Source organism: Longimonas haloalkaliphila, assembly GCF_055379825.1.
The window spans coordinates 3,596,797-3,617,740 of record NZ_AP043948.1 but is presented as its reverse complement, the minus strand read 5'-3'; the positions used below and the strand labels follow the sequence as shown (position 1 = coordinate 3,617,740).

16 protein-coding genes and 1 pseudogene are annotated in these 20,944 nt (G+C 58.6%); 14 read left to right on the top strand and 3 right to left on the bottom strand.

Features of this window, described 5'->3' with window-relative positions; genetic code table 11:
* Positions 1-231: 231 nt before the first annotated feature.
* The 10 genes and pseudogenes from ccoN to ACZ48V_RS14135 all read left to right on the top strand — a co-directional run.
* A pseudogene (gene ccoN / locus ACZ48V_RS14180) lies at positions 232-1,698 on the top strand (cytochrome-c oxidase, cbb3-type subunit I); the annotation flags it as partial.
* 243 nt (positions 1,699-1,941) lie between these two features.
* Positions 1,942-2,697, top strand: a complete 756-nt coding sequence (gene ccoO / locus ACZ48V_RS14175) for a cytochrome-c oxidase, cbb3-type subunit II (protein WP_464540175.1) — start codon at positions 1,942-1,944, stop codon at positions 2,695-2,697.
* A gap of 255 nt (positions 2,698-2,952) precedes the next feature.
* Complete coding sequence (locus ACZ48V_RS14170; RefSeq protein WP_464540173.1) at positions 2,953-3,168, top strand: cbb3-type cytochrome c oxidase subunit 3; 216 nt, start codon at positions 2,953-2,955, stop codon at positions 3,166-3,168.
* On the top strand, positions 3,165-3,815 hold the full coding sequence (locus ACZ48V_RS14165; protein WP_464540171.1) for a cbb3-type cytochrome c oxidase N-terminal domain-containing protein: 651 nt from the start codon (positions 3,165-3,167) through the stop codon (positions 3,813-3,815). The genes ACZ48V_RS14170 and ACZ48V_RS14165 overlap by 4 nt, the downstream gene beginning before the upstream one ends.
* 89 nt (positions 3,816-3,904) lie before the next feature.
* Positions 3,905-5,374: a cytochrome c oxidase accessory protein CcoG gene (ccoG, locus tag ACZ48V_RS14160; protein WP_464540169.1), complete on the top strand. Its 1,470-nt coding sequence runs from the start codon at positions 3,905-3,907 to the stop codon at positions 5,372-5,374.
* A gap of 47 nt (positions 5,375-5,421) precedes the next feature.
* Positions 5,422-5,895 (top strand): FixH family protein, encoded by a 474-nt coding sequence (locus tag ACZ48V_RS14155; protein ID WP_464540167.1) that lies wholly within the window; start codon positions 5,422-5,424, stop codon positions 5,893-5,895.
* Between the two features lie 8 nt (positions 5,896-5,903).
* On the top strand, positions 5,904-8,552 hold the full coding sequence (locus ACZ48V_RS14150) for a heavy metal translocating P-type ATPase (RefSeq protein ID WP_464540165.1): 2,649 nt from the start codon (positions 5,904-5,906) through the stop codon (positions 8,550-8,552).
* Between the two features lie 35 nt (positions 8,553-8,587).
* Positions 8,588-8,779 carry a cbb3-type cytochrome oxidase assembly protein CcoS gene (ccoS, locus tag ACZ48V_RS14145; protein ID WP_464540163.1) on the top strand — a complete coding sequence of 64 codons (192 nt, stop codon included), beginning with the start codon at positions 8,588-8,590 and terminating at the stop codon, positions 8,777-8,779.
* Positions 8,780-8,892: 113 nt separating this feature from the next.
* Positions 8,893-9,456, top strand: a complete 564-nt coding sequence (locus ACZ48V_RS14140) for a hypothetical protein (protein WP_464540161.1) — start codon at positions 8,893-8,895, stop codon at positions 9,454-9,456.
* A 283-nt stretch (positions 9,457-9,739) separates the two neighbouring features.
* Positions 9,740-10,684 (top strand): L-lactate dehydrogenase, encoded by a 945-nt coding sequence (locus ACZ48V_RS14135; RefSeq protein WP_464540159.1) that lies wholly within the window; start codon positions 9,740-9,742, stop codon positions 10,682-10,684.
* Between the two features lie 134 nt (positions 10,685-10,818).
* On the opposite strand, the gene ACZ48V_RS14130 is transcribed toward ACZ48V_RS14135, so the two are convergent.
* Positions 10,819-11,841, bottom strand: coding sequence for a rhomboid family intramembrane serine protease (locus ACZ48V_RS14130; RefSeq protein ID WP_464540157.1), 1,023 nt, complete (start codon positions 11,839-11,841; stop codon positions 10,819-10,821).
* Positions 11,842-12,025: 184 nt separating this feature from the next.
* Complete coding sequence (locus ACZ48V_RS14125) at positions 12,026-12,727, bottom strand: rhomboid family intramembrane serine protease (protein ID WP_464540155.1); 702 nt, start codon at positions 12,725-12,727, stop codon at positions 12,026-12,028.
* Between the two features lie 157 nt (positions 12,728-12,884).
* Here ACZ48V_RS14125 and ACZ48V_RS14120 point away from each other — a divergent pair, with 157 nt between their 5' ends.
* The 4 genes from ACZ48V_RS14120 (at position 12,885) to ACZ48V_RS14105 (ending at position 19,204) form a co-directional block, all read left to right on the top strand.
* Entirely contained in the window at positions 12,885-13,661 is a 777-nt protein-coding gene (locus tag ACZ48V_RS14120; RefSeq protein ID WP_464540153.1) for a UDP-2,3-diacylglucosamine diphosphatase, read from the top strand.
* 365 nt (positions 13,662-14,026) lie between these two features.
* On the top strand, positions 14,027-16,438 hold the full coding sequence (locus ACZ48V_RS14115) for a penicillin-binding protein 1A (protein ID WP_464540151.1): 2,412 nt from the start codon (positions 14,027-14,029) through the stop codon (positions 16,436-16,438).
* 869 nt (positions 16,439-17,307) lie between these two features.
* Positions 17,308-17,853 carry a hypothetical protein gene (locus ACZ48V_RS14110; protein ID WP_464540149.1) on the top strand — a complete coding sequence of 182 codons (546 nt, stop codon included), beginning with the start codon at positions 17,308-17,310 and terminating at the stop codon, positions 17,851-17,853.
* A gap of 250 nt (positions 17,854-18,103) precedes the next feature.
* Positions 18,104-19,204 carry a glycosyltransferase family 4 protein gene (locus tag ACZ48V_RS14105; protein ID WP_464540147.1) on the top strand — a complete coding sequence of 367 codons (1,101 nt, stop codon included), beginning with the start codon at positions 18,104-18,106 and terminating at the stop codon, positions 19,202-19,204.
* A gap of 99 nt (positions 19,205-19,303) precedes the next feature.
* On the opposite strand, the gene ACZ48V_RS14100 is transcribed toward ACZ48V_RS14105, so the two are convergent.
* Positions 19,304-20,737, bottom strand: a complete 1,434-nt coding sequence (locus tag ACZ48V_RS14100; protein WP_464540145.1) for a carotenoid oxygenase family protein — start codon at positions 20,735-20,737, stop codon at positions 19,304-19,306.
* Positions 20,738-20,944: the final 207 nt, after the last annotated feature.

Sequence of the window (20,944 nt, the reverse complement as noted above, 5' to 3'; positions counted from 1 at the left end):
GGTATTGCGGCTTCCGTTGCAGCTTCCAGGTGGAAAGACGTGCCGAATAGGATCGTTAGTTTGGTGTCAAGGGAGCCAGTTTGGTGTCAGGGGATCCCCTACACTTTTTATTACATATACATTACACGTCCCACATGTATCGTCTGTCATAGTCCGGCCTGGAGTATTGGCACCTTGCGTACGTGCGACGTTTCACCCATCTTCTGCTCACCAGCGTGTTCGTTTCGTTTTATGTCTTCTTCCACTGCTACTGAGGCCCCTCGGGTTCATAAGGACGATGTGGAGGTCTTCTCGTATGACGAGCAGATCACCCGTCTTTTCGTGCTTGCCACCATCATATGGGGCGTTATAGGTATGGTTGTTGGGCTGCTTATGGCCTTGCAGCTGCCGTTTCCCGAAGCCAACCTGGGGGAGTATCTTTCGTTCGGGCGGCTGCGTCCTCTGCACACGAATGCAGTGATCTTTGCTTTCGCCGGCAACGCGATCTTTGCAGCGGTCTACTACTCTACGCAGCGCCTCTGTAAGACGCGCATGTACAGCGATTGGATGAGCCGTTTCCATTTCTGGGGGTGGCAGGCCATCATCGTGTCGGCAGCTATTACGCTTCCGTTGGGCTACACGACAAGCAAAGAGTATGCAGAACTGGAGTGGCCCATCAGTATCGCTATTGCGGTCGTTTGGATCGTGTTCGCGATCAACTTCTTTGCGACCCTCAAGTACCGTCGCGTAAAGCACATGTACGTGGCGCTCTGGTTCTATATCGCGACCATCATCACCGTTGCGGTGCTGCATGTGGGGAACAACCTGGCTATTCCGGTCGGTGCGTTAGAGAGCTATCCGATATACGCTGGCGTTCAGGATGCGATGGTGCAGTGGTGGTACGGACATAACGCAGTGGCTTTCTTTCTGACCACTCCGTTCCTGGGCTTGATGTACTACTTCCTGCCTAAAGCAGCGGAACGTCCGGTGTTCTCATACCGGCTCTCCATTGTTCACTTCTGGAGCCTGATCTTTATCTACATCTGGGCGGGGCCACATCACCTCGTTTACACTGCAGTGCCTGAGTGGGCTGCGACGCTGGGTATGATCTTTAGCGTTATGCTCTGGATGCCCAGCTGGGGGGGCATGATCAACGGCCTCTTTACCCTGCGCGGGGCCTGGCACAAACTGCGCGATAGCGTGGTGCTCAAGATGTTTGTCGTGGGGATCACGTTCTACGGGATGGCCACCTTTGAAGGACCCGCGCTCTCTGTGAAGAGCGTCAACGCCCTCACGCACTACACCGACTGGACGATTGGCCACGTCCACTCAGCTGCGCTGGGGTGGAACGGGTTTATGATCTTCGGGATGATCTACTGGCTCCTTCCCCGCCTGTGGCGCACGCCGCTCTGGAGCGATAAGCTGGCCAACGCGCACTTCTGGGTGGGCACGCTTGGCATCCTCATATATGTCATCGCGATGTACGTATCAGGCGTTACGCAGGGACTGATGTGGCGTGCCTTTGATGAAGCCGGGCGCCTGATGTATCCCGACTTTATGGAGACGGTTGTGCAGGTTATCCCCATGTACTGGGCTCGCTTCATTGGCGGAGCGCTCTACCTGGCCGGTACTCTCATGCTCGTTGTGAACGTGGTCATGACTATTCGCAATGCACCGGATACACTGCCCGATGCGGCGCAGGTATCGGCCCGCAAGCCTGTAAGCCTCGAAGCAAGCGGCGACGGCGCTGCCGTTGCTACCGCTGGTGGCGACGGTGCGACGCCCTCACCCAGCGTAGAAGGAGCCAAAGAGAGCAGCACTACGCAAGACGATGGGGATGATGACGACGATGATGCCCGTCCGGGTACAAAGCGAGTGCAGCTGCCCTCACCTGAAGATAGCTAAGTCGCGCCATCTACGCCTCCTGTTCATTCCATTTGTTGAAGCATCCTTGTTGACCTCATGAGCCGTTTTATCAAAAAAGATGGCATGCACCGAAGCCTCGAAGGGTGGCCCCTGGTGTTTACCGTCCTAACCACCGTTGCCATCCTGGTCGGTGGGTTGGTCCAGATCGTCCCGCTTATGTTGGCGGGCGATGCCGAAACCCGGATCGATACCGTCGAGCCCTTTACGCCTCTTGAACTGGCGGGGCGCGACCTCTACATCGCTGAAGGATGCGTGGGCTGCCACTCGCAGGCAGTGCGTCCCTTCCGCCACGAACTGGAGCGCTACGGCGAGTACCAGAAAGCGGGCGAAACGGTCTATGAGCGCCCCTTCCTGTGGGGCTCAAAGCGGACCGGGCCCGACCTGGCGCGTGTCGGCGGCAAGTACCCGCATCTGTGGCATGTGCGCCACATGGAAGACCCAACATCGACCAGTCCGGGCTCGATTATGCCTCCATACCCGTGGATGCTCGAAAAGGATGCTAACCTGGACGTGCTGCCCCGCAAGCTACGTGCCCTCCGAAGTCTTGGAACGCCCTACACCGACGACGAGGTCGCAAACGCCGTACAGATTGCACAGCAGCAGGCTGAGGAGATCGCGCGTGACATTGAGCAGCAGGGCGGGCCAGCCAATCTCGAATCCAAACAAATCGTTGCCCTGGTCGCCTACCTGCAACGGCTGGGTACAGACATCGACCGGGCTCCGGAAACTGCAGAGCAAGGGCACGATGCCGGATCTGCAATGGAAGAGCCTACGGCAGAGGCGCGAGACTGACACCCCCCCCAGAACCTGTTTTGATTTCTTAATTTGGGCTCCGAGCGGCGGCGCTGGACTGGGGCCGAAGGTCATGCCCCTGGTGCAAATTGCCCCCGATGTCGACCCGTAGCCCCGGCTACGAATCTCCATCGTGGTCCAATTTTCGCCTCAGCGGCGCTCGCTCTCGCCTGCAAACCAAAACCCAAACAGGCTCTTAGATCGCTGATACAGAAGCGCTGTTTCGATTGCTTCTATCCTTTATCCGCTCCAGCAATGTTTCTGACAACCTGGTTCTTACTCACCTGGAAAGATGTCATTCGCGCTCTCGATACCGGGCCGCTGGCCGAAATCGGGCTACTGGCGTTCTTTCTGGCGTTCATTATGATTTTGCTCTATGCCTTTTGGATGCCAAAAGACTTTCGAGAGCACGCCAAGCACATCCCGCTTGAAGACGATTCCTCCCCTAATCAGAACGGATCCTCCTCATGAGCCGCACAGATGAACCGCAAGACCGGGGCACCTCTTCGGGCAACGACGAAAAGTCGGTGCTCTACGGGGGCACCTCCGATGAACTGATGCAAGGCCATAGCTACGATGGCATCCAAGAGTACGACAATCCTATGCCAGGGTGGTGGGTCTGGCTCCTCTGGGCATCGGTCGCGTTCGCCATATTATACTTTGTGGGTATTACTTACTTTGACTGGATTAATACCTACGAAGACGACCTGGCAGAGAGCCTTGAAGAGCTCGAAATGATACGTCAGGCGCACGCTGAGACGGAAGGCGAGGGCTTTGAAGTGACCGAAGTCAATATCGAAGAAAACTACGTGGGCTTCGAAGAACACATTGCTTCAGGGCGAGAGACATACCAGCGTTTCTGTGCGTCGTGCCATGGCGATCAAGGAGAGGGCCTCATTGGGCCCAACCTTACCGACCAGCACTTTATGCACGGTGGTAGCAATGTGGACATCTTCCAGGTGCTCACTGACGGCGTAGCCGGACAGGGTATGCCGGGGTGGGAGAACTCCACTACACCCGAAGAGCGAGCCCAGCTTGTTGCCTTCATTCGCTCTATTGAGGGCACCGACCCGCCGGACGCGAAAGAACCAGAGGGCGAATTCGTCGAGCGCAGCTAACTTACGACTAACTTACGACCAGAGCCGCACCACGAATCGACACACAGGCGCGCAGTCCTCGCGCGCCACGCAGTAACCTGTACATACCCATGGCTCGCAACGAACGCTCTTTCATCGACGCCGACGACGTTGGCATTCTGGATTCGCCGGAAGCTGTGCTTTCGACGATGAACAAAGAAGGCGACCGGCGCTGGCTTTATCCTACACCTTCCAAAGGGTTCTACTACTGGTGGCGCCTGGCCGTCGGGTGGGGACTCATCGCGCTCTTCGTGAGCCTTCCGTGGATCACGATCAACGGGAAGCCCGCCGTATTGCTTGACCTAATGAGCCGCGAGTTTACGCTCTTTGGCACCACCTTCTACCCAACCGATACGCTGCTCCTGCTTGGCTTTGCGCTTGGCACGCTGGTGAGCATCATTCTCATTTCGGCGATCTTTGGGCGGATATGGTGCGGGTGGGGGTGCCCGCAGACGGTCTACCTGGAGTTCGTGTATCGGCCGATCGAGCGCTGGCTCGAAGGGGCCGAACATGTGCGGGCACGCCGCGATGAGGGGCCCCTCACCTTTGACAAGGCCTGGCGCAAAACAGCCAAATGGAGCGTATACGCAGTAATCTCTGTCGCCCTCGCCCACACGTTCGTATCCTACTTCGTAGGGTGGGAACGCCTGCTTACATGGATGCAGGGCGACCCGCGCGACCACTGGGGCTACTTTGTTATGATGGCAGGCACAACCGCGCTCATCCTGTTTGACTTCGGATTCTTCCGCGAGCAGATGTGCACCATCACGTGCCCCTACGCGCGCTTCCAGTCGGTCCTGCTCGACCCGCACTCGCTCATCGTATCGTACGACGAGGAACGTGGCGAACCGCGCGGGCGCGGCAAAGAGCGATCGGAACTGGGCGACTGCATCGACTGTGGAGCCTGCGTGCGTACGTGCCCAACAGGCATCGACATCCGCGACGGCCTCCAGATGGAGTGTGTCGCCTGCACGCAGTGTATCGATGCCTGCGATGATATCATGGATAAAATGGGCTGGGAGCCCGGGCTCATCAAGTATACGTCGGAGAAAGCGCTCGACGACGAAAAAACAAATATCGTACGGCCGCGCACGCTGCTCTACAGTGGGGTGCTGCTTGCCCTTACGGTCTTCTTTGTCGGCCTGCTCTGGACGCGCCCAACGTACGACGTAAACGTGGCCCGGGCTGTGGGCGAGCCCTTTATGGTTCTCCCAGACGACCGTGTAGCTAACCGCATCCGGGTTCGAGTGCGAAACCAGAGTGCCACCGAAGCCCGTTTCACCATAGGAGCCGAAGGCATCCCTGATGTGCAGGTGAACCCAGTCGGCCCCGGAGAAACGGTGCTGCAACCTCAAGAGATGCAGCGGACCGAAGCCTGGATCATCGTTCCTCCCGATGTGCTTGAGCGCGACCGGCGTGAGGTGACGATCGTCCTCTCGTTTGACGACGGAACCGAAGAACGCATCCCGTTCCCCATGCTTAGCCCGCACGGCTCTGAAGCCGAAGACGCAGAGGCGTTTGACCACGAGGCATCTCCGTAATAAGCGCGTTCCTCGATTCCTACCGACCACAACGTACCCATACCCCCATGCGCTTCCGAATCCCCCCACATATCGCCTGGCCCTCATTGGTCATATTCATCTTTGGCATTGGCATAAGCTCTGTGACATACACGGTCTACCAGGCACAGAAAGATGGAGGCGTGGCGATGGTAGATGACTACTACGCACAGGCTTCCGACTGGGACGCGCTCGCTTCCGCACGCGGTGCCGCTGAAAACTGGTCGAGTACCATATCATGGAGCGAGGATATGCCTCCGCGCCTGTTGCTCAACCTGCAAAATGCGGACGGCGAGCCGGTCTCGGTTGACGAGGGCACAATTGCGCTCCGCCAGCCGCATCAGGCCAAACCGTTCTTCGAAACCGGACTCAGCGAAGCCGAACCCGGACGCTACATCCACACCGTTCCCCTGCTGAATAATGGGCTGTGGGATGCCACCGTCCGCGGTACTGTGAACGACAGTCCTGTCGAGTACACAGTGCGCTTCGAGCATAGCAGGTAATGCAGCCTATGAGTACCTCTGTTAACGTAGAATCTGCTTCGGCGCCTTCGGAAGCTCTGGCTCCCGATACCCCCTGTACACACTGCGGACTGCCAGTAGGAAGCACGCCCGTTCACGACGCCGATGCACCGCAGGCAAATGTATTCTGCTGCACGGGCTGCCAGGCCGTCTACCATACGCTTCACGAAGCGGGCATGCACGACACCTACTACCGCCTATCGGGCATCGGACAAGAACGCAGTCCGCAACCCGCACAGGCCCGTCCCGACGAGCTGGTCTATGCCGAGCTGGGCACTGATGACTTTCTTGCTGAGCACGCTCCGCTCCGCGACGATGGCACACGCGCCATCACGCTTTTCGTAGACGGTGTGCACTGCGCCGCCTGCGTATGGCTGGTGGAGCGCCTTACCGATGCGTTTGGGGGCGTTACGGATGCCTTGCTCGATCTGCCGCGCGCTCGCTTGCACCTGGAGTGGGACCCGGAGCGCGTTTCGCTGCCCGAGGTGGCCGACTGGCTCTCTCAGTTTGGATACCGCGTGCATCCGCTGCGTCAGGACCAGCATCAGGCCCGTACCGCTGAAGAGCGCCGCCTGCTGCTTAAGGTAGGCATCTGCTGGGCGCTTGCTGGAAACGTAATGCTGCTTGCGCTGGCGCTCTATGCCGGACTCGACGCTGTCGACTCAACGCTCAACGCCGCTGCCCACTGGGTGAGCTTCGGGCTGGCTGTACCCGCGGTGCTCTACGGAGGCAGCGAGTTCGTACGGCGTGCATGGTCCTCGGTCAAGTGGGCCTGGCATCAGGGCACGGCGCGCCATCTGCATATGGATCTGCCCATTGCACTGGGCATCTGGGTGGGCTTTCTCGATAGCGTATGGGGCACCGTCTCAGGACGTGGCGAAGTGTGGTTCGACTCGATCACGGTTCTGATCGCCGCCGTCCTAACCGCCCGATGGCTGCAGCTACGCAGCCGCCGACTCGCCGGCGACGCCAGCGACCGCCTGCTTGCTCTGCTGCCGACGATGGCCCACCAGGTGGAGTCCGACGGGACGACCATACCTGTACGGGTTGATACGCTGCAGGCCGGAGACTGCGTGCGTGTGCGTCCGGGCGACACCATTCCGGTAGATGGCGTGGTGGAAGACGGGCGTTCGTCGGTCAACAACGCGGTACTCACCGGCGAGCACCAGCCCACCCCCGTCGAACCGGGCGATGAAGTTACCGGCGGCGCGACCAACCTCAGCACACCGCTCATCGTGCGCGTAACCGCGACGGGCGAAGCCTCCTCAATCGGGCAACTCCTGGCCTGGGTGCGCGAAGAGGCCCCGAAGTCGGCCCGCGTGGCGCATCTGGCCGATCGACTCACCGGGTACTTCGTGGCAGGCGTAGCCACGCTGGCCATCCTCACGGCGACCCTCTGGCTCATGTGGGCCCCCGACGAAGCCATGCGGCACGTCGTGGCGCTGCTCGTAATCACGTGTCCCTGTGCGCTTGGCATGGCTACGCCGCTCTCGCTCGCGGTGGCAACCGGGCAGGCTGCGCAGACAGGCATCTTCGTTAAGAGCGAGATCACCCTTGAGCGCTGTCAGGAGGTCGACGCGATTGTGCTCGACAAAACGGGTACGCTTACCGAAGGGAAGCTTGCGCTGCTGGATACGCACGGCGAGGCCGAAGCTGTAGCATGGGCGGCTGCTCTCGAAACAAACAGCAGCCATCCGGTCGCCCAGGCGCTTACCGCTGCGCATCCTGTAGACCCTGAAGTTGCTTCACGTATCAACGACATCGACCATATCGCTGGACGCGGACTGAGCGGCACTGTAGACGGACATCGTGTCGTTGTAGGGCGTCCCGACTGGATCACGCAAGAAGAAGAGGCCTCATGCGAGGAGCGTTTCCGCGCTGCTGTCCGCAATGCGGCCTCGAATGGGCATACACCGGTAGCGGTGGCGGTAGATGGCGTTGTGCAGGCCGTCTGCGTATTTGGCGATCGCCTGCGCCCTGAGGTGCCCGCCCTGGTGCAGAAGTGGCAGGAGGCCGGCCATCGCGTTATGATCCTCTCAGGCGACCACCCCGCCGTGGTCCGGCACGTGGCGGATAAGCTCAAGATTCCAGAAGAAGATGCCCGCGGGCACGTCTCTCCGGCCGAGAAACGCGCAGCCATTGAGCATCTACACGATGAAGGGTACACCATGGCGATGGTCGGCGACGGTGTGAATGACGCGGGCGCACTGCAGCAGGCCGATATAGGCATCGCAGTTGACGGAGGCGCAACACCCAGCCTCGTCGCCGCCGATGTATTCTTGACCCGCCAGGGACTTGCCCCGATTGACGACCTCTGCAACGGTGCGTCAAATACGATGCGGGTGATACGGGGCACCCTTACCTTTTCGTTGATGTATAATCTTGCCGGAGGTACCGCAGCAATGGCCGGGCTCGTCGGTCCGCTCGTGGCAGCAGTCGCAATGCCGGTAAGCTCATTGGTGGTTGTGACAGCCGCAATAACGCAGCGGAGCTTTGCCGTGAGCGGCGCTGCTCCGGCCCCCCGGTCGTCCGTGCCAGGGGATGCCTCAACGCCTCCCCATAACACCGACCGATCGCCTAAAATATCGCCAGCGCTCGATCACGTACCCGGACAGCCGAGTACCAAGCAGGCGGCATAGCCCTGCGCTGCTCTCCAATCAGACGAGACGTACCCATGAATATATTGTATGTCCTTGTTCCTCTGGCGCTTTTGCTTGCTGGTGCGGGCGTGGCGGCCTTTGTATGGTCGGTACGTACCGGACAATATGACGATGTGGAAACGCCGTCCATGCGTATCCTTATGGATGATGACATGCAGGCGCCAACATCCGAGTCCGAATCGGACCGACCAGCCTCGGAAAATTAGAATGTGAGGACGCGTTACGGTGGCGCTAAACGCAGCGCTGGTGGTTTGCGTGTGCTTTTGCACGTGGCGCACTTGGCTCGTATCCCTTAAACAAATATAACGATAAAACTGCTATGCCTTCAACAACTCAAACAGAGACCCCACCAAGTCCGCCGACGCCCGATGCTGCCCCGTCGGCCCCGCGCCCGCAAAAACCGACCGAGGGGCGCACGGTAGATGGCCGCATGACCGAGTTTCACTGGAGCGATTACGCCGGTGCCAATACCTACCGGCTGCAGATCAGCCCGACCGACTCGTTTGAGTCGCTCCATGTGGATTTTACGGTGGAAGACACCACCGTAACAGAGCTTTCGGGGCTGCTTCCAATCGACGGTTCGACATGGTACTGGCGCGTGCGCGCTGAAGACATCGCAAGCGACTGGAGCGACCCCGCCGCATTCACCGCCGGGCGTTCTGACGAAGAGTCGGCGCCGGGAGAGAAAAAGCAACGCGATGCGGATAAGTCTAAAGCTGCTGAGGCATCAGCCCGAGCAGCGAGCACGACAAAAGAGACTGAAGGAGAGGCTGAAGTGCCCTTTCATACGGCGCAGACGTCGTCGAAGTGGGTGATCATTGCCGCAGCCGTGATGGTATCGAGCTTCATTGCAACAGTGATTGCGATAGCAATGGCGCTGTAAGAGATGCGGATGTATCATACCGGCCTGGAGAAGAAGCGTTGGGCTTGTTCAGCCGTTTGTACGTCCATCCCCCATCTACCGGCCAAGCAGACAAAACGGGGAGATGCAGCGCAGTGCAAAAACGCGCCCCGCTACATCTACTCCGGGAGAGATCTACCGTAGATCCTCTGCAGCCCTCTGGTGAAAACGCTTCCGTGAAAACACTGGAAGTCGCCGGACACGGACGCCGGTTGCGCCGTTGTATATTGCGGACGTTACTATACACAAGACTCCGCAGAAAAACATGATCCAACGGCGCACCATAGGCATTGTCGGTGTTGGCAATGTAGGAAAAGCAGCGGCGTATGCGCTGTTCAACCAGCGGCTTGCCAGCGAAATCATCCTGCTCGACGTAGATCACGGTCGTGCAGAAGGCGAGGCCATGGACCTGATGCACGGGCAGATGCTCGTGGGCAACGTGTCGGCACGAGCGGGCCGATATCCCGACATGGCGGACGCGCAGTTGATCGTGATCTCAGCCGGCGCCAGCCAGCAGAGTCCCGGCGAAACGCGGCTGGAGTTGCTTGAGCGTAACGTGCGCATTTTTGAGCAGGTTGTCAACGAGCTCGACGAGCATGCTCCGAATGCTATGTTGGTTGTAGCAACCAACCCGGTCGACGTGCTCACGTACGTTACGCAGGAGCTCTCCGACCGCCCGGCCGAGCGGATTATTGGAACCGGCACGCTGCTCGATACGGCCCGCTTTCGGGCGCTTCTGGGGCGCCACTACGGCGTAGACCCGCGCTCGGTGCATGCGTACATCCTTGGCGAGCATGGCGACTCAGAGGTGCCAATCTGGAGCAACGCAACGATCGGGAACCAGCTCATCAAAGACGGCCCTGTTGTCGGCAAAGCGTTTGATGAGGACACCATGCACAAGATCTTTGAGGATGCGCGCGATGCCGCTTATCAGATTATTGAGCGCAAGGGCCACACCGATACAGCGATCGGCGTCGTGATTGCACGCATTGTGCGAGCGGTCGTTGAAGATCAGCGCAGCGTGCTTCCGGTAAGCGTGCAGACCAGTGGGGCCTACGGCATCGAAGACGTGTGCCTGAGCCTGCCCGCCGTAGTCGGTCGGCACGGCATTGATGGCCGCGTAACGCCGAAGCTGACCACCAAAGAGTACGACGGGCTGCATGCCTCAGCCGACGTTCTCAAGAAGAGTCGCGAAGGACTGTCGCTGTAGTGGGGATGTAGGAACGGTGAGGCAGAAAAGCAAGGAGACCCGACAACACGAAGCCCACAACGCAAAAAGCGAGGCGTGCCCAACAAGGCACAGACCTCGCTTTTTTCTATGTTTCTATGGGTGCTTGTGAAGCGTTACGACTGACTGGCCTCGTAAAGAATGCGTTTTTCCTCTTCACTCAGCGACTCGTAGCCGTGCTCGCTGATCTTATCAAGGATGCGGTCGACCTCATCCGTATTGGACGAGGAGGCAGTCGCGGTGCTGGTGCCGCGTTGCTTTGAGCTCTTCGTGCGTCGTTGAGAGCGGCTCTTGCGCTCCGAGGAGTCGCCCGTGTTGCCAGAAGACGAGGACGAAGACCCGACGTCGGGGTCGCCTCCGAGCCACATCTCAATGCGATCCAGGAAACTCATCTTCGGCGCGCTGGATGTTGAGGCCGTTCGGCTTCCACGTCCGTGGCGCTGCGCAGTGTACGAGCCGCGGCTACTGCCGCTATCATCAAAGAAGATGCGGGCCCACGAGGTTACGTCGATGCCTTTCTGCGATGCTCGTGCGCAGAGGAAGCCGGCAAGGGCCCCGCCCCAGTGAGCGGCAACAGCTACGCCTGATGAGGACATTGCCAGAAGCGCGTCGATAGCGAGAAAGCCGAGTACAAGGTAGAGCAGCTTGACCGTGCCCAGAAAGATAAGCGCGATCTTTTTATACGGATAGAGGATTGCCACGGCCATGATGACGCCGAGCACGGCTCCACTGGCGCCGTGAATGACGCTGCCAAAGAAGCCAGGCATGATCAGGCCAAACAGAAGAGAGAGCAGTCCACCACCTAATCCGCCAATCAGGTAGAGCGCAAGCAGCTCATGGGAGCCATGCATGCGCTCAAACTCCTTCCCGATCCAGTAGAGCCAGAGCATATTGAAGGCAATATGCAGTAGCCCAAAGAACCCGGGACCCAGGTGGAGGAAGTTGTATGTAACCAACTGCCAGGGCATGAGCACAGCGCCCGGCCAGATCGTGTTCAGGGCCAGAACGTTGTATACAAAGCTGTTAACTGGGTCGACCCACCGTAGAAACTGCCACGCGACATACAGCACCACGTTAATGGCGATGAGCGTGCGCAGCGCTTTCGGTTGCCGGTTATACCACAATTGAAACTGGTTCACAGCAGCGGTGACGATTGGGTTGCCAGAACAAATAGAGCAGAAAGGATGCGTCCGCATCCACAAAATGTATACCCTGCATGTAGACGAAGGTTTTACGCGTTGCCCCTGCAAAGAGGCATAACGGCGTAACTATTCGCCTATTAAGAAGAGCAGTCGCGCGTCAGTGGCCGTTGATCCACGCAGCCTACCAACGCATCTCCCGTTTCGGTCGCGTTGGAAGCTTGCCACGCCAGTACTGGATCAGCAAGAAGCCGAAGACCATTCCGCCCAGGTGAGCAAAGTTTGCCACACCAGTTTGTGTGCCCGATACGCCTGCGTAGAGTTCAAACACCCCGAGCGCAATAACGAGCCACTTCGCTTTGATGGGAAAAAGGAAGTAAAGGTAGATCGGCTGGTTGGGAAACATCATCCCGAATGCGAGCAGCACCCCGAATACACCGCCTGAAGCACCAATGGTTGGAACGTTGCTCTCGATAAACAGCAGGTGCGTAAGGGCAGCGCCAACTACACAGACGAAATAGAACGTCAGGAAGCGCTCCGATCCCCATTTGTTTTCGATCTGCACCCCGAACATCCATAAGATGAACATATTGAACAGGATGTGCATGAAGCTACCATGCAGGAAGCTGTACGAAACCAGCTGCCAGGGCCAGAACCCAGGCGTTTCGCCGCGAAAGAAGAGCGTAACGCCCTGCTCGGGCGCGCCGGGTGGGTACAGCGCCATGTAGTTGAGCACTGTGGTAAGCGCAGCCGTATCGCTCAGCGTGGCCTCAGCAACCACCCGTGCCATGAAGAAAAGCCCGTTCAGGATCAGCAGATTCTTGATAACCGGTGGGAATACCGAGAACTGCTGAGGAGGCTGGTAGTAATCTTGTCGTCGATTCATCGAGAGGGAAAGCCAGGGCGCGATCTGCGAATACACGAAGACGCGAAGCGCGTCGTTTCGGCTGTACCATGATGCCCCGTATGAGGTTCAACGCGCCGCCGGCTCAGGCCGAAGGCGGCCCAATCATCGCTGCATTTTCCCATCGAACCGTGGTAGTGTGGTTCTCTTCTTTTCAGATATGCATCTCGGGCGGGGTCCTGCCTCGGCTGACCGGCGCGAGGAACGCGACCTGGTTGCATGCCTGCAAGCGCAATTTGAAGCCACCTCGCACCTCTACCTGCTTGGCGATGTGTTCGAAGCATTCATCGAGCACCGGGCCTACGTGCAGAAAAATCGGATGCGGCTCTACGCGGAAATGGCGCGGTGGACGTCCAGCAGCCGCCCGGTTACCTACCTACTGGGCAACCACGACCCATGGCACATCGATTTTATGGACCACGAACTGGGTGTTCGCGTGATCGACGGTGCCTGGCGTGCTCGCCACTACGGACAGCCGCTCCACCTCATTCATGGGGATACGGTCGCATCCACCCATGGCGTATTAGGACAGTGGATGCGCGCGGCCATGCGTGATCCACGCGCGGTTGCCGCATATCGAACACTGCTGCCGGCCGACTGGGGGCTGGCACTCGCCGAGTGGGCCAGTCGCGCGCTGCATGGCCCGCCCGACCCGGAGGTCGTGCAGTCGCTGCGAGCATACGCAAAACATATGCTTACGTCTGCGCCGGTCAGTGCGGTGCTCATGGGCCACAGTCACATCCCCGAACTGACGCAGTGGGAGGCGGGTACCTACCTGAATACGGGGAACTGGTACGAAAAACGGACTTTTGTACGTTTAACTCATGATAGGTGGCACCTCATGCACTGGAACGGCACTGATGCGATCCCAATTAAAACAGCTCCGGTATCTTCACCTGCTGAAACCGGTACTTGAGCACCCGGTGCAGTACTGCAACGCTCAACAGGACCCGCAGTGCATAGGTGCAAGAAATCCACAAAGACCTAAAACGACTCTGTAAGCCCCTGCAGGCATGTTATCACAAAGGGCGGCGTGCGAGCCAGTGCAAGAGCCTATTTTGATTTCTTAATTTGGGCTCTGAACGGCTCCGCTGGGTTAGGGGCAAGGTCATGCCCGTGGTGCAGACTGTCCCCGATACACGGGCGTCAGTCGGGCTGTGCCCCTGTGTTGGCCCGTAGCCCCGAGTTTTGTTTTATGTAGCTGGCATGCTCCCCTACCGAGCGTTCCCGCCTCCCACTCTTACGCATACATTCGTTCCTTAACGAACGCTGTGACACCCCATGTCAGACCAGTGGTCATATTCCGACGGTGAATTGGAAGAGTACTTCGAGAACCCCGAGCGCCGTTCTTCCGATGATAGTTCCCCTACCAATGACAACCCGGCCGAGAAGCCCAAACAAGCGTCTTCCGGAGCGGGTGGGTCAGCCTCTGAAGATGGACCGCTCTGGGTCGGGTGGGCCGGGCGCTGGATTGAAAACCCGCGGCTGGCACAGGCGGTCTCCGTGCTTGGCGTGATCGCCGGGATCGGTCTGGCAGGGATTCTTCTTCTCGTTTCGATTTTCGCATCGCTTCGCGGAGACATCCCATCTACTCAGCGCCTCGAAAATCCGTCGGTCGATCTGGCAACCATCGCGTACACGTCAGATGGTGAAGAGCTTGCCCGGTATGCCAGGCAGAACCGGTCGTGGCTTCCGTATGATAGCATCGGGACAAACGTGATCAACGCGCTGGTTGCTACCGAAGACCATCGCTTCCACCGGCACTGGGGGGTCGATCTGCAGGGCGTGGCCGCCGCGGCGTTTAGCTCGCTTACAGGCAACCTGCGTGGTGCATCTACCATTTCGCAGCAACTGGCGCGCAACCTGTACGACGAAGAAGTAGGGCGTGAGGTGAGCATCACGCGCAAAGTCCGCGAGATGATCACTGCTGTGGAGCTGGAGCAGCGCTACACCAAGACGGAGATCATCGAGATGTATCTGAATACGGTGAGCTTTGGATTTAACGCCTACGGCATTGAAGCAGCAGCACGTACGTACTACGGAAAAGCCTCAAATGAACTGGCAGTGCCCGAAGCAGCCACCCTGGTCGGACTGCTCGCGGCGACGACCTACTATAACCCGGTGCGCAACCCCGGTAACGCGTTGCAGCGACGCAACACCGTTATGGGGCAGATGGCGCGCAATGGGTATATCAGCGCATCTGACCTTGAAACCTATCGTGACGAACCTGTTGGGGCCCAGTATTACTCAGCTGAGTTATACGCCAGTTTGGCACCATACTTTGCTGAACATGTGCGCCTGGAGCTGCAGCGCCTCACGCGCGACCCAGAGCACCCGCTCAGTGCTTACGATATGTACGGAGAGGGACTGCGCGTATATACTACGATTGATAGCCGGGTGCAGCAAGAAGCGCAGAACGCCGTTGATGAACAGATGTCGCGTCTTCAAGCCGTTGTGGACTACGAGTGGAGCAACGAACGCACGCGTCTGCTAAGCCGTGAGTTTGAGCCCTACCTGGAGCTTACACCTGGAGAAGACTACGAGCCATTTTCGCGCTTCTGGTCGACCAATACAAACCTGGTTAACGAGTACATACGCGGCACAGACCACTACCGTACGCTCGTTAACGAAGGCCGCGAAGATATGGAGGCCGTTGAGCATCTTCGGGCGAACGAAACGTTCATCGACTCTCTGCGCACCTTGCGCACGCGACTGGAAACCGGGCTCGTTGCGATGGACCCGCGAACGGGACAGGTCCGCGCGTGGGTAGGAGGACGCGAGTTTCGCGATGATCGGTACGATAAGGTCGGCATAGCCAAGCGGCAGCCGGGCTCTACCTTTAAGCCGTTTACGTACGTGACCGCTATCGACAATGGGTATTCCCCTTACGACACATTCGTCGATAGCACGTTTGTGTACCAGGACGTAGGGGCCGACACGACGTGGAGCCCGACAAACTTCAGCGGGTCCAGCGGGCAGGAGCTTACGATGACGCAGGCGCTGGCACGCTCGCTTAACACGATTACAGCACGAGTAGCGCTCGAACTGGGTCCGCAAGAGATCGTGCGGTACGCACACCGTATGGGAATTCGTAGCGAACTGGATGCCGTGCCGGCTATCTCGCTCGGAACGAGTGATGTGACGCTGCTTGAACTCGTTAATGCATACAGCACCCTGGCTAATGGTGGATTGCACTATGAGCCACAGACGATCGCACGAGTCGAAGACCGGTATGGCAATGTGCTCTGGGAGTCGCGTTCTGCTCCACAGGAGGCACTCTCTGAGCGCTCGGCATACACCGTCGTGGATATGATGCGCGGTGTTATCGACTATGGGACCGGCCAGCGCATTCGCACGCAGTTTGGGCTTGGTGATTACGACCTTGCCGGTAAGACGGGCACGACGCAGCGCAGCGCAGACGGCTGGTTCATCATGATGCATCCCGACCTGGTCATGGGATCCTGGGTGGGCTTCAACGACTCGCGCATCACGTTCCGCACGTCAACCTGGGGACAGGGGGGACGCAACGCGCTTTTTGTGGTCGGCGACTTCGCACGACGTGTTGCCAACTTAGGGGAAGAAGAAGGTGAAGAGAGCAGCCTGTTCTCACGAAACGCGCAGTTCCCTTTCGAAGATTACGCGCCAATGGGTCAGGAAGAAGAGGAAGAAGATGGTGCGGGACTGGGGTGGTAACAGGAATGGACCAGGTAAGCCTTCACCAAAAAAGTTGCCACTTAGAGTCTGTTTGGGTTTTGGTTTGCTGGCGAGAGCGAAGACCGCTGAGGCGAAAATTGGATCACGATGGAGGTTTGTAGCTGGGGCTACAGACCGACACGAGGGCGCAGCCCGACTGACGCAAGTATATCGGGGGCAATTTGCACCAGAGGCATGACCTTCGGCCCCAGCCCAGTAGAGCCGCTCGGAGCCCAAATTAAGAAATCAAAACAGGCTCTTCGGATGATTCGACTGCTCAACACAGCGCACTGCTGCACGTCAACCTTGGGGTAATGCTCATATGCCCCAACCTTAAGGGGATTCCACGAATGAGTCATTGCGAATGGGTCATTGCGAGCGTAGCAACGCAATCTCATTGCTGTTACGCTGGATGCAGCTGTTCAATCAACGGCCTGGAATCAACGGCCTGAAATCGCACTCCAGGAGTACTCGCTCGCCGTGCTCAGAGTACGACCTCGGTCGCATGCGCCGTCCTCGCAAGGACAATTTCGGACTATACCATTCGTGCGATGGAGCAATGGACTGTGTGTGCAGATGAGTTTTACATACAGAGCAAGGCCGGTGGTTGATATGTCTTACTCCTAATTCTGTATCGTTTGGCCGGAAATCAAGGGATTGCCTCCTCCGTGGGTTGCACATGACCGTGCTGCGTCGTAACGTTTATTGGACGCATGTTGTACGAGCGAACGTCTCCCTTAACGCTACGTTGGGAGTACATACCGCATATGTTCGTTAAGGCTACGACAGGGAGCACAAAACATAGATGCCCTATCTGATCGCCTTATTCGTAGCACACCCTCAGTCACTTACCTACAGCTTAAGGACCCGTGGACACCAAATCGCGCACCGTAGATATTCCCCGCAAGGAGCGCACGACCAAAAGCGATGATCCCATCGCTGTATGGCCGCTTATTAAAGCTGCCCTTGACAAGATCGAGGCAGATGAGCCTACTCGTGAGGCGGCAGAAGCAGCAATCGAATACAGCGACGGCTGCGCCGTACTGGCTAACTACCTCAACAGCCAGGCGAAGCGCGTGCACAAGATGGATTATCGGTTCAAAGTACCCCTGCTGGTGCTTGGAGCTGAACTCGCCCGCGAAGATGAGGGGTCGGAGACGATCTATGACCCCGAAGAAGGGGCGCTCTACTTCGAAACGGACGATCACCAATTCTCTTTTCACGTCTACAAAGACTGGACTGTCGATTGGGAAGAAGTAGCGGACTACGTCGAGTCTGGCTATGAGTGGATCGGCGTTGACAATCAGGTCTGGGCGCTCGACTGGCTCATGGACTACCTCGAAGTGCCCACCGATCAGTATATGGTCGACGATAGCGACGACGATGACGATATGGAGCGGTACAGTCGCATCTAAGTACGATGAAGGCGTATGCAGGTATATCCCTGTGCCTACCGAGACCCTGTGCGCGCGGCCCTGTGCCCGACGTTACATGCGCGTGCTCTGAATCGCCCTGATGCCGGTGCTCTATTTGATGCCGGTGCTCCATTGACGCATAGAGCATGTGCCCAAACACGCCACCATGTGCGCGTCTTTGGGTGGCACAGTGGCGGTTAATCAGGCATATTGCGCTTCCACTCGTTATGTGTTGAAGTGCCCCCCTCATATGCTACGCGTTATTGGATGCAACACTGCCTATGGATCGGGCGGTATCGGGCAGCATGTTGCCCACATGATCGAAGAAAGCCGCGCGTCGGGCGTGCTCCATCGGTACCTGCTTCCAGAAGGAAAGCCAGACGATCCCCTGGCACAATCCGTACAGGCCCCTGCATGGGTGTCTTATGCAGCAGCGTGCCCGCCCATTCGCTGGATGCCAGGATGGCGTAGCCATCTGTACAACGAAGCGTATGACCGCGCACTCGCTCGGGCTGTGCCAGACGAGGGAACGGCTTACATGGGGTTTGTCGGCAAGTCACTTCGCTCCTTCCGCGCGGCTCGCTCGAAAGGATACGACCGTCTGGAGCTCATTGCAGCCAACAGTCATGTCGATAATGTAGCGCGGCTCCACGAGCGAGCTGCCCAGCAGACAGGCATCCGCGATACGTGGCTCAATGCGGCGCAGCAGCGAAAGACGCGTGCCGAGTATGCCGCCGCGGACCGTATCTACGTCCATTCTAAATATGTTCGGCAGTCATTTCTTGACGCGGGCATCGCTGCGGAGAAGCTCATCCGTACACATCTGAAGCCCGCCGAGCGCTTCCAACCGCCCGCGCAGCGCCCGACTGACGATGTCTTTCGCCTTGTGTATGTCGGGCGCCTGGATGCTACCAAAGGCATTCCGCTGCTTGTTGAAGCATTTGCAACGTGGAACCACCCGGCTGCTGAGCTAACGCTGGTCGGAGGATGGGGCACGCCCACAATGCGCCGCTACATGCAGAACGTGCTTGCTGGCAACGATCGCATTACCGTGGCACCAGGCGATCCGCTTCCTGCACTACAGCAGGCAGATGCGTTCATCCATCCCAGCTATGAAGATGGATTTGGCTATGCCCCCGTTGAGGCGCTGGCATGTGGGGTACCTGTCATTGCGACCGCTGATACCGGGATGGCCGAGTACCTGACCGACGGGGTGAACGGCTACGTTGTGCCAACAGGAAGCGTTTCTGCAATTGTAGAGCGGCTTGACGCGCTTGCGCGCTGCCCGCTGGCTGATACACGTACGTTGCTTCCAGAGCCTGCATCAACATCGAGATCGGCTGCTCGTTGAGATTCCTGCTCTGGTATATCAGCTGCTGCCGGGTCCGCGGCTGTTTAAGCAGTGTTTGCAATGCAACGGCAGCCGAGACGCCAGCTATCGGTGCGCCAGCTATCGGTGCATGGAACGGGTGGGGTTGTCTGCGTCCAGGAACTGCCCGTGGAAGTTAAGCGGAATGGCCTGCGGTGCTGGAGCCCGGGCGATCTCCTCGAACGACGTAGCATCGAGCACGAGTAGAAAGGAGCGCTCGGCGTTGGCATCGAGCACTACAGAAAGCACGATGCCGTCGTCCTCGGCAGTGCCGTCGGGGTCGGATACGAAAACCGGCTCGCCCGGAAAGCAGTCGTCGGCGTGCCAGCGCTGTGCCGCGCCGGTGGTTACGTCGATCTTTACAAGCTCATCGGTAAAGTGCCCCGGTGTGCGGTTGCCTGATCCGTATGCATAGCGATACGGCTGCGTGTTACACCGGGCATAATGGATGCGTGGCACCTCAATCCCCACATCGCTGAGCCGCTCATGTGTGGCGGTGTGCTCACTCAGGTTGACCCGTATCCGCTCGGGGCGCGCCATCTCCACGTCTGTCCAACCGCTGCGCAGCGCATCCAGATACATACGGTCCACAATCTGCGCATCGGGATAGGCCGCGAGGTCGATGCAGATCGTGTTGCCCTCCTCAAAAGCATTGATGTGGTGGAAGGCAAACATTGGATCGGTCGGTACGGTGGTGACGCGCCGCCCGGTGTCGCGCTCGAAGACATGAATCTTCGTGCCGCGATCGGGCTGCCACTCGAAGTTCTCGATGAACGGGCGCCCGGTAAGCAGCACGTCGAGCGGATCAACGACGAGCGGGAAAGCCACGAGGGCCAGGTAACGCTCCGTCATCGCGAAGCTATGCATGTACGAAGGGCGACGTACAGCGTGGCTGCCCAGTTCGCGGCGTGTGCTGGTGGCGGCGTCGATGCGGTAGATGCGGTACGTGCTCGTCGGTTTTGAGAAGTCGACTACGTAGCTGAAGAGCGTGCCGTCGGGCAGCCGGTGCGGGTGTGCAGTGGTAAGCGGTCCGGTGAGCGTGTCGTCGTAGCGCTGCACGCCGAGGGTGTTGAGCGTGTACGGGTCGAAACGTACGGGCAGTGGCGTTTCGGTGAGCGCAACCCAGTCGCCTGCAAGCCGGTGGATGCTTACGTTGGCGTTGTCGGTGAGCTGCGGACGAAAGACGGTCATAACGCGCTCAAAGAGCGAGCGGCAGGGGTCGGTGGCAAAGGCCGACTGTGTAATCTCGTTCTCCGTCTCCGCTTCGTTGTATGCACTGCTTCGCAGGAAGCGGCTCCGGTAGGAGACCCCGCTTTCGGTGATGGTAAATGCATGCAGCAGAGCGAGTCCGTCGAACCAGTGGTTGTAGGTATCGTCGCCAACTTCGAAGCGCCCGGGTCCGTTGCGGACGAGCGTACCGCGGAGCCAGTCTGGCAGTGTGCCCTGTAATGGAAGCGGCTGCGATTCGGGATGCTCGGGTTGTGTGGTGAGTCCGAGCGCGTAGGGGGCAGTCATGGCAGCAGGAAGGTTGGAACAGGCAGGACAGAAAACGAAGGGCAGCAGGCAGTCCGAAAACGCGTCTGGGCAACCAACAGGAGCCACACCACCCGCCTGCAAGACCGGTTCCACAACGGGGCAAGACGTACCGGGCTCGTTGAGTACGCCAGAGGAGGCGCGGCGTGCGCATCCCTTCAGAATCCCTTATACCCCAGAACCTCTGAT

Coding starts and splice junctions, on each gene's coding strand:
- ccoO (WP_464540175.1), top strand. CDS start 1,942: ATGAGCCGTTTTATCAAAAAAGATGGCATGCACCGAAGCCTCGAAGGG.
- ACZ48V_RS14170 (WP_464540173.1), top strand. CDS start 2,953: ATGTTTCTGACAACCTGGTTCTTACTCACCTGGAAAGATGTCATTCGC.
- ACZ48V_RS14165 (WP_464540171.1), top strand. CDS start 3,165: ATGAGCCGCACAGATGAACCGCAAGACCGGGGCACCTCTTCGGGCAAC.
- ccoG (WP_464540169.1), top strand. CDS start 3,905: ATGGCTCGCAACGAACGCTCTTTCATCGACGCCGACGACGTTGGCATT.
- ACZ48V_RS14155 (WP_464540167.1), top strand. CDS start 5,422: ATGCGCTTCCGAATCCCCCCACATATCGCCTGGCCCTCATTGGTCATA.
- ACZ48V_RS14150 (WP_464540165.1), top strand. CDS start 5,904: ATGAGTACCTCTGTTAACGTAGAATCTGCTTCGGCGCCTTCGGAAGCT.
- ccoS (WP_464540163.1), top strand. CDS start 8,588: ATGAATATATTGTATGTCCTTGTTCCTCTGGCGCTTTTGCTTGCTGGT.
- ACZ48V_RS14140 (WP_464540161.1), top strand. CDS start 8,893: ATGCCTTCAACAACTCAAACAGAGACCCCACCAAGTCCGCCGACGCCC.
- ACZ48V_RS14135 (WP_464540159.1), top strand. CDS start 9,740: ATGATCCAACGGCGCACCATAGGCATTGTCGGTGTTGGCAATGTAGGA.
- ACZ48V_RS14125 (WP_464540155.1), bottom strand. CDS start 12,727: ATGAATCGACGACAAGATTACTACCAGCCTCCTCAGCAGTTCTCGGTA.
- ACZ48V_RS14115 (WP_464540151.1), top strand. CDS start 14,027: ATGTCAGACCAGTGGTCATATTCCGACGGTGAATTGGAAGAGTACTTC.
- ACZ48V_RS14105 (WP_464540147.1), top strand. CDS start 18,104: ATGCTACGCGTTATTGGATGCAACACTGCCTATGGATCGGGCGGTATC.
- ACZ48V_RS14100 (WP_464540145.1), bottom strand. CDS start 20,737: ATGACTGCCCCCTACGCGCTCGGACTCACCACACAACCCGAGCATCCC.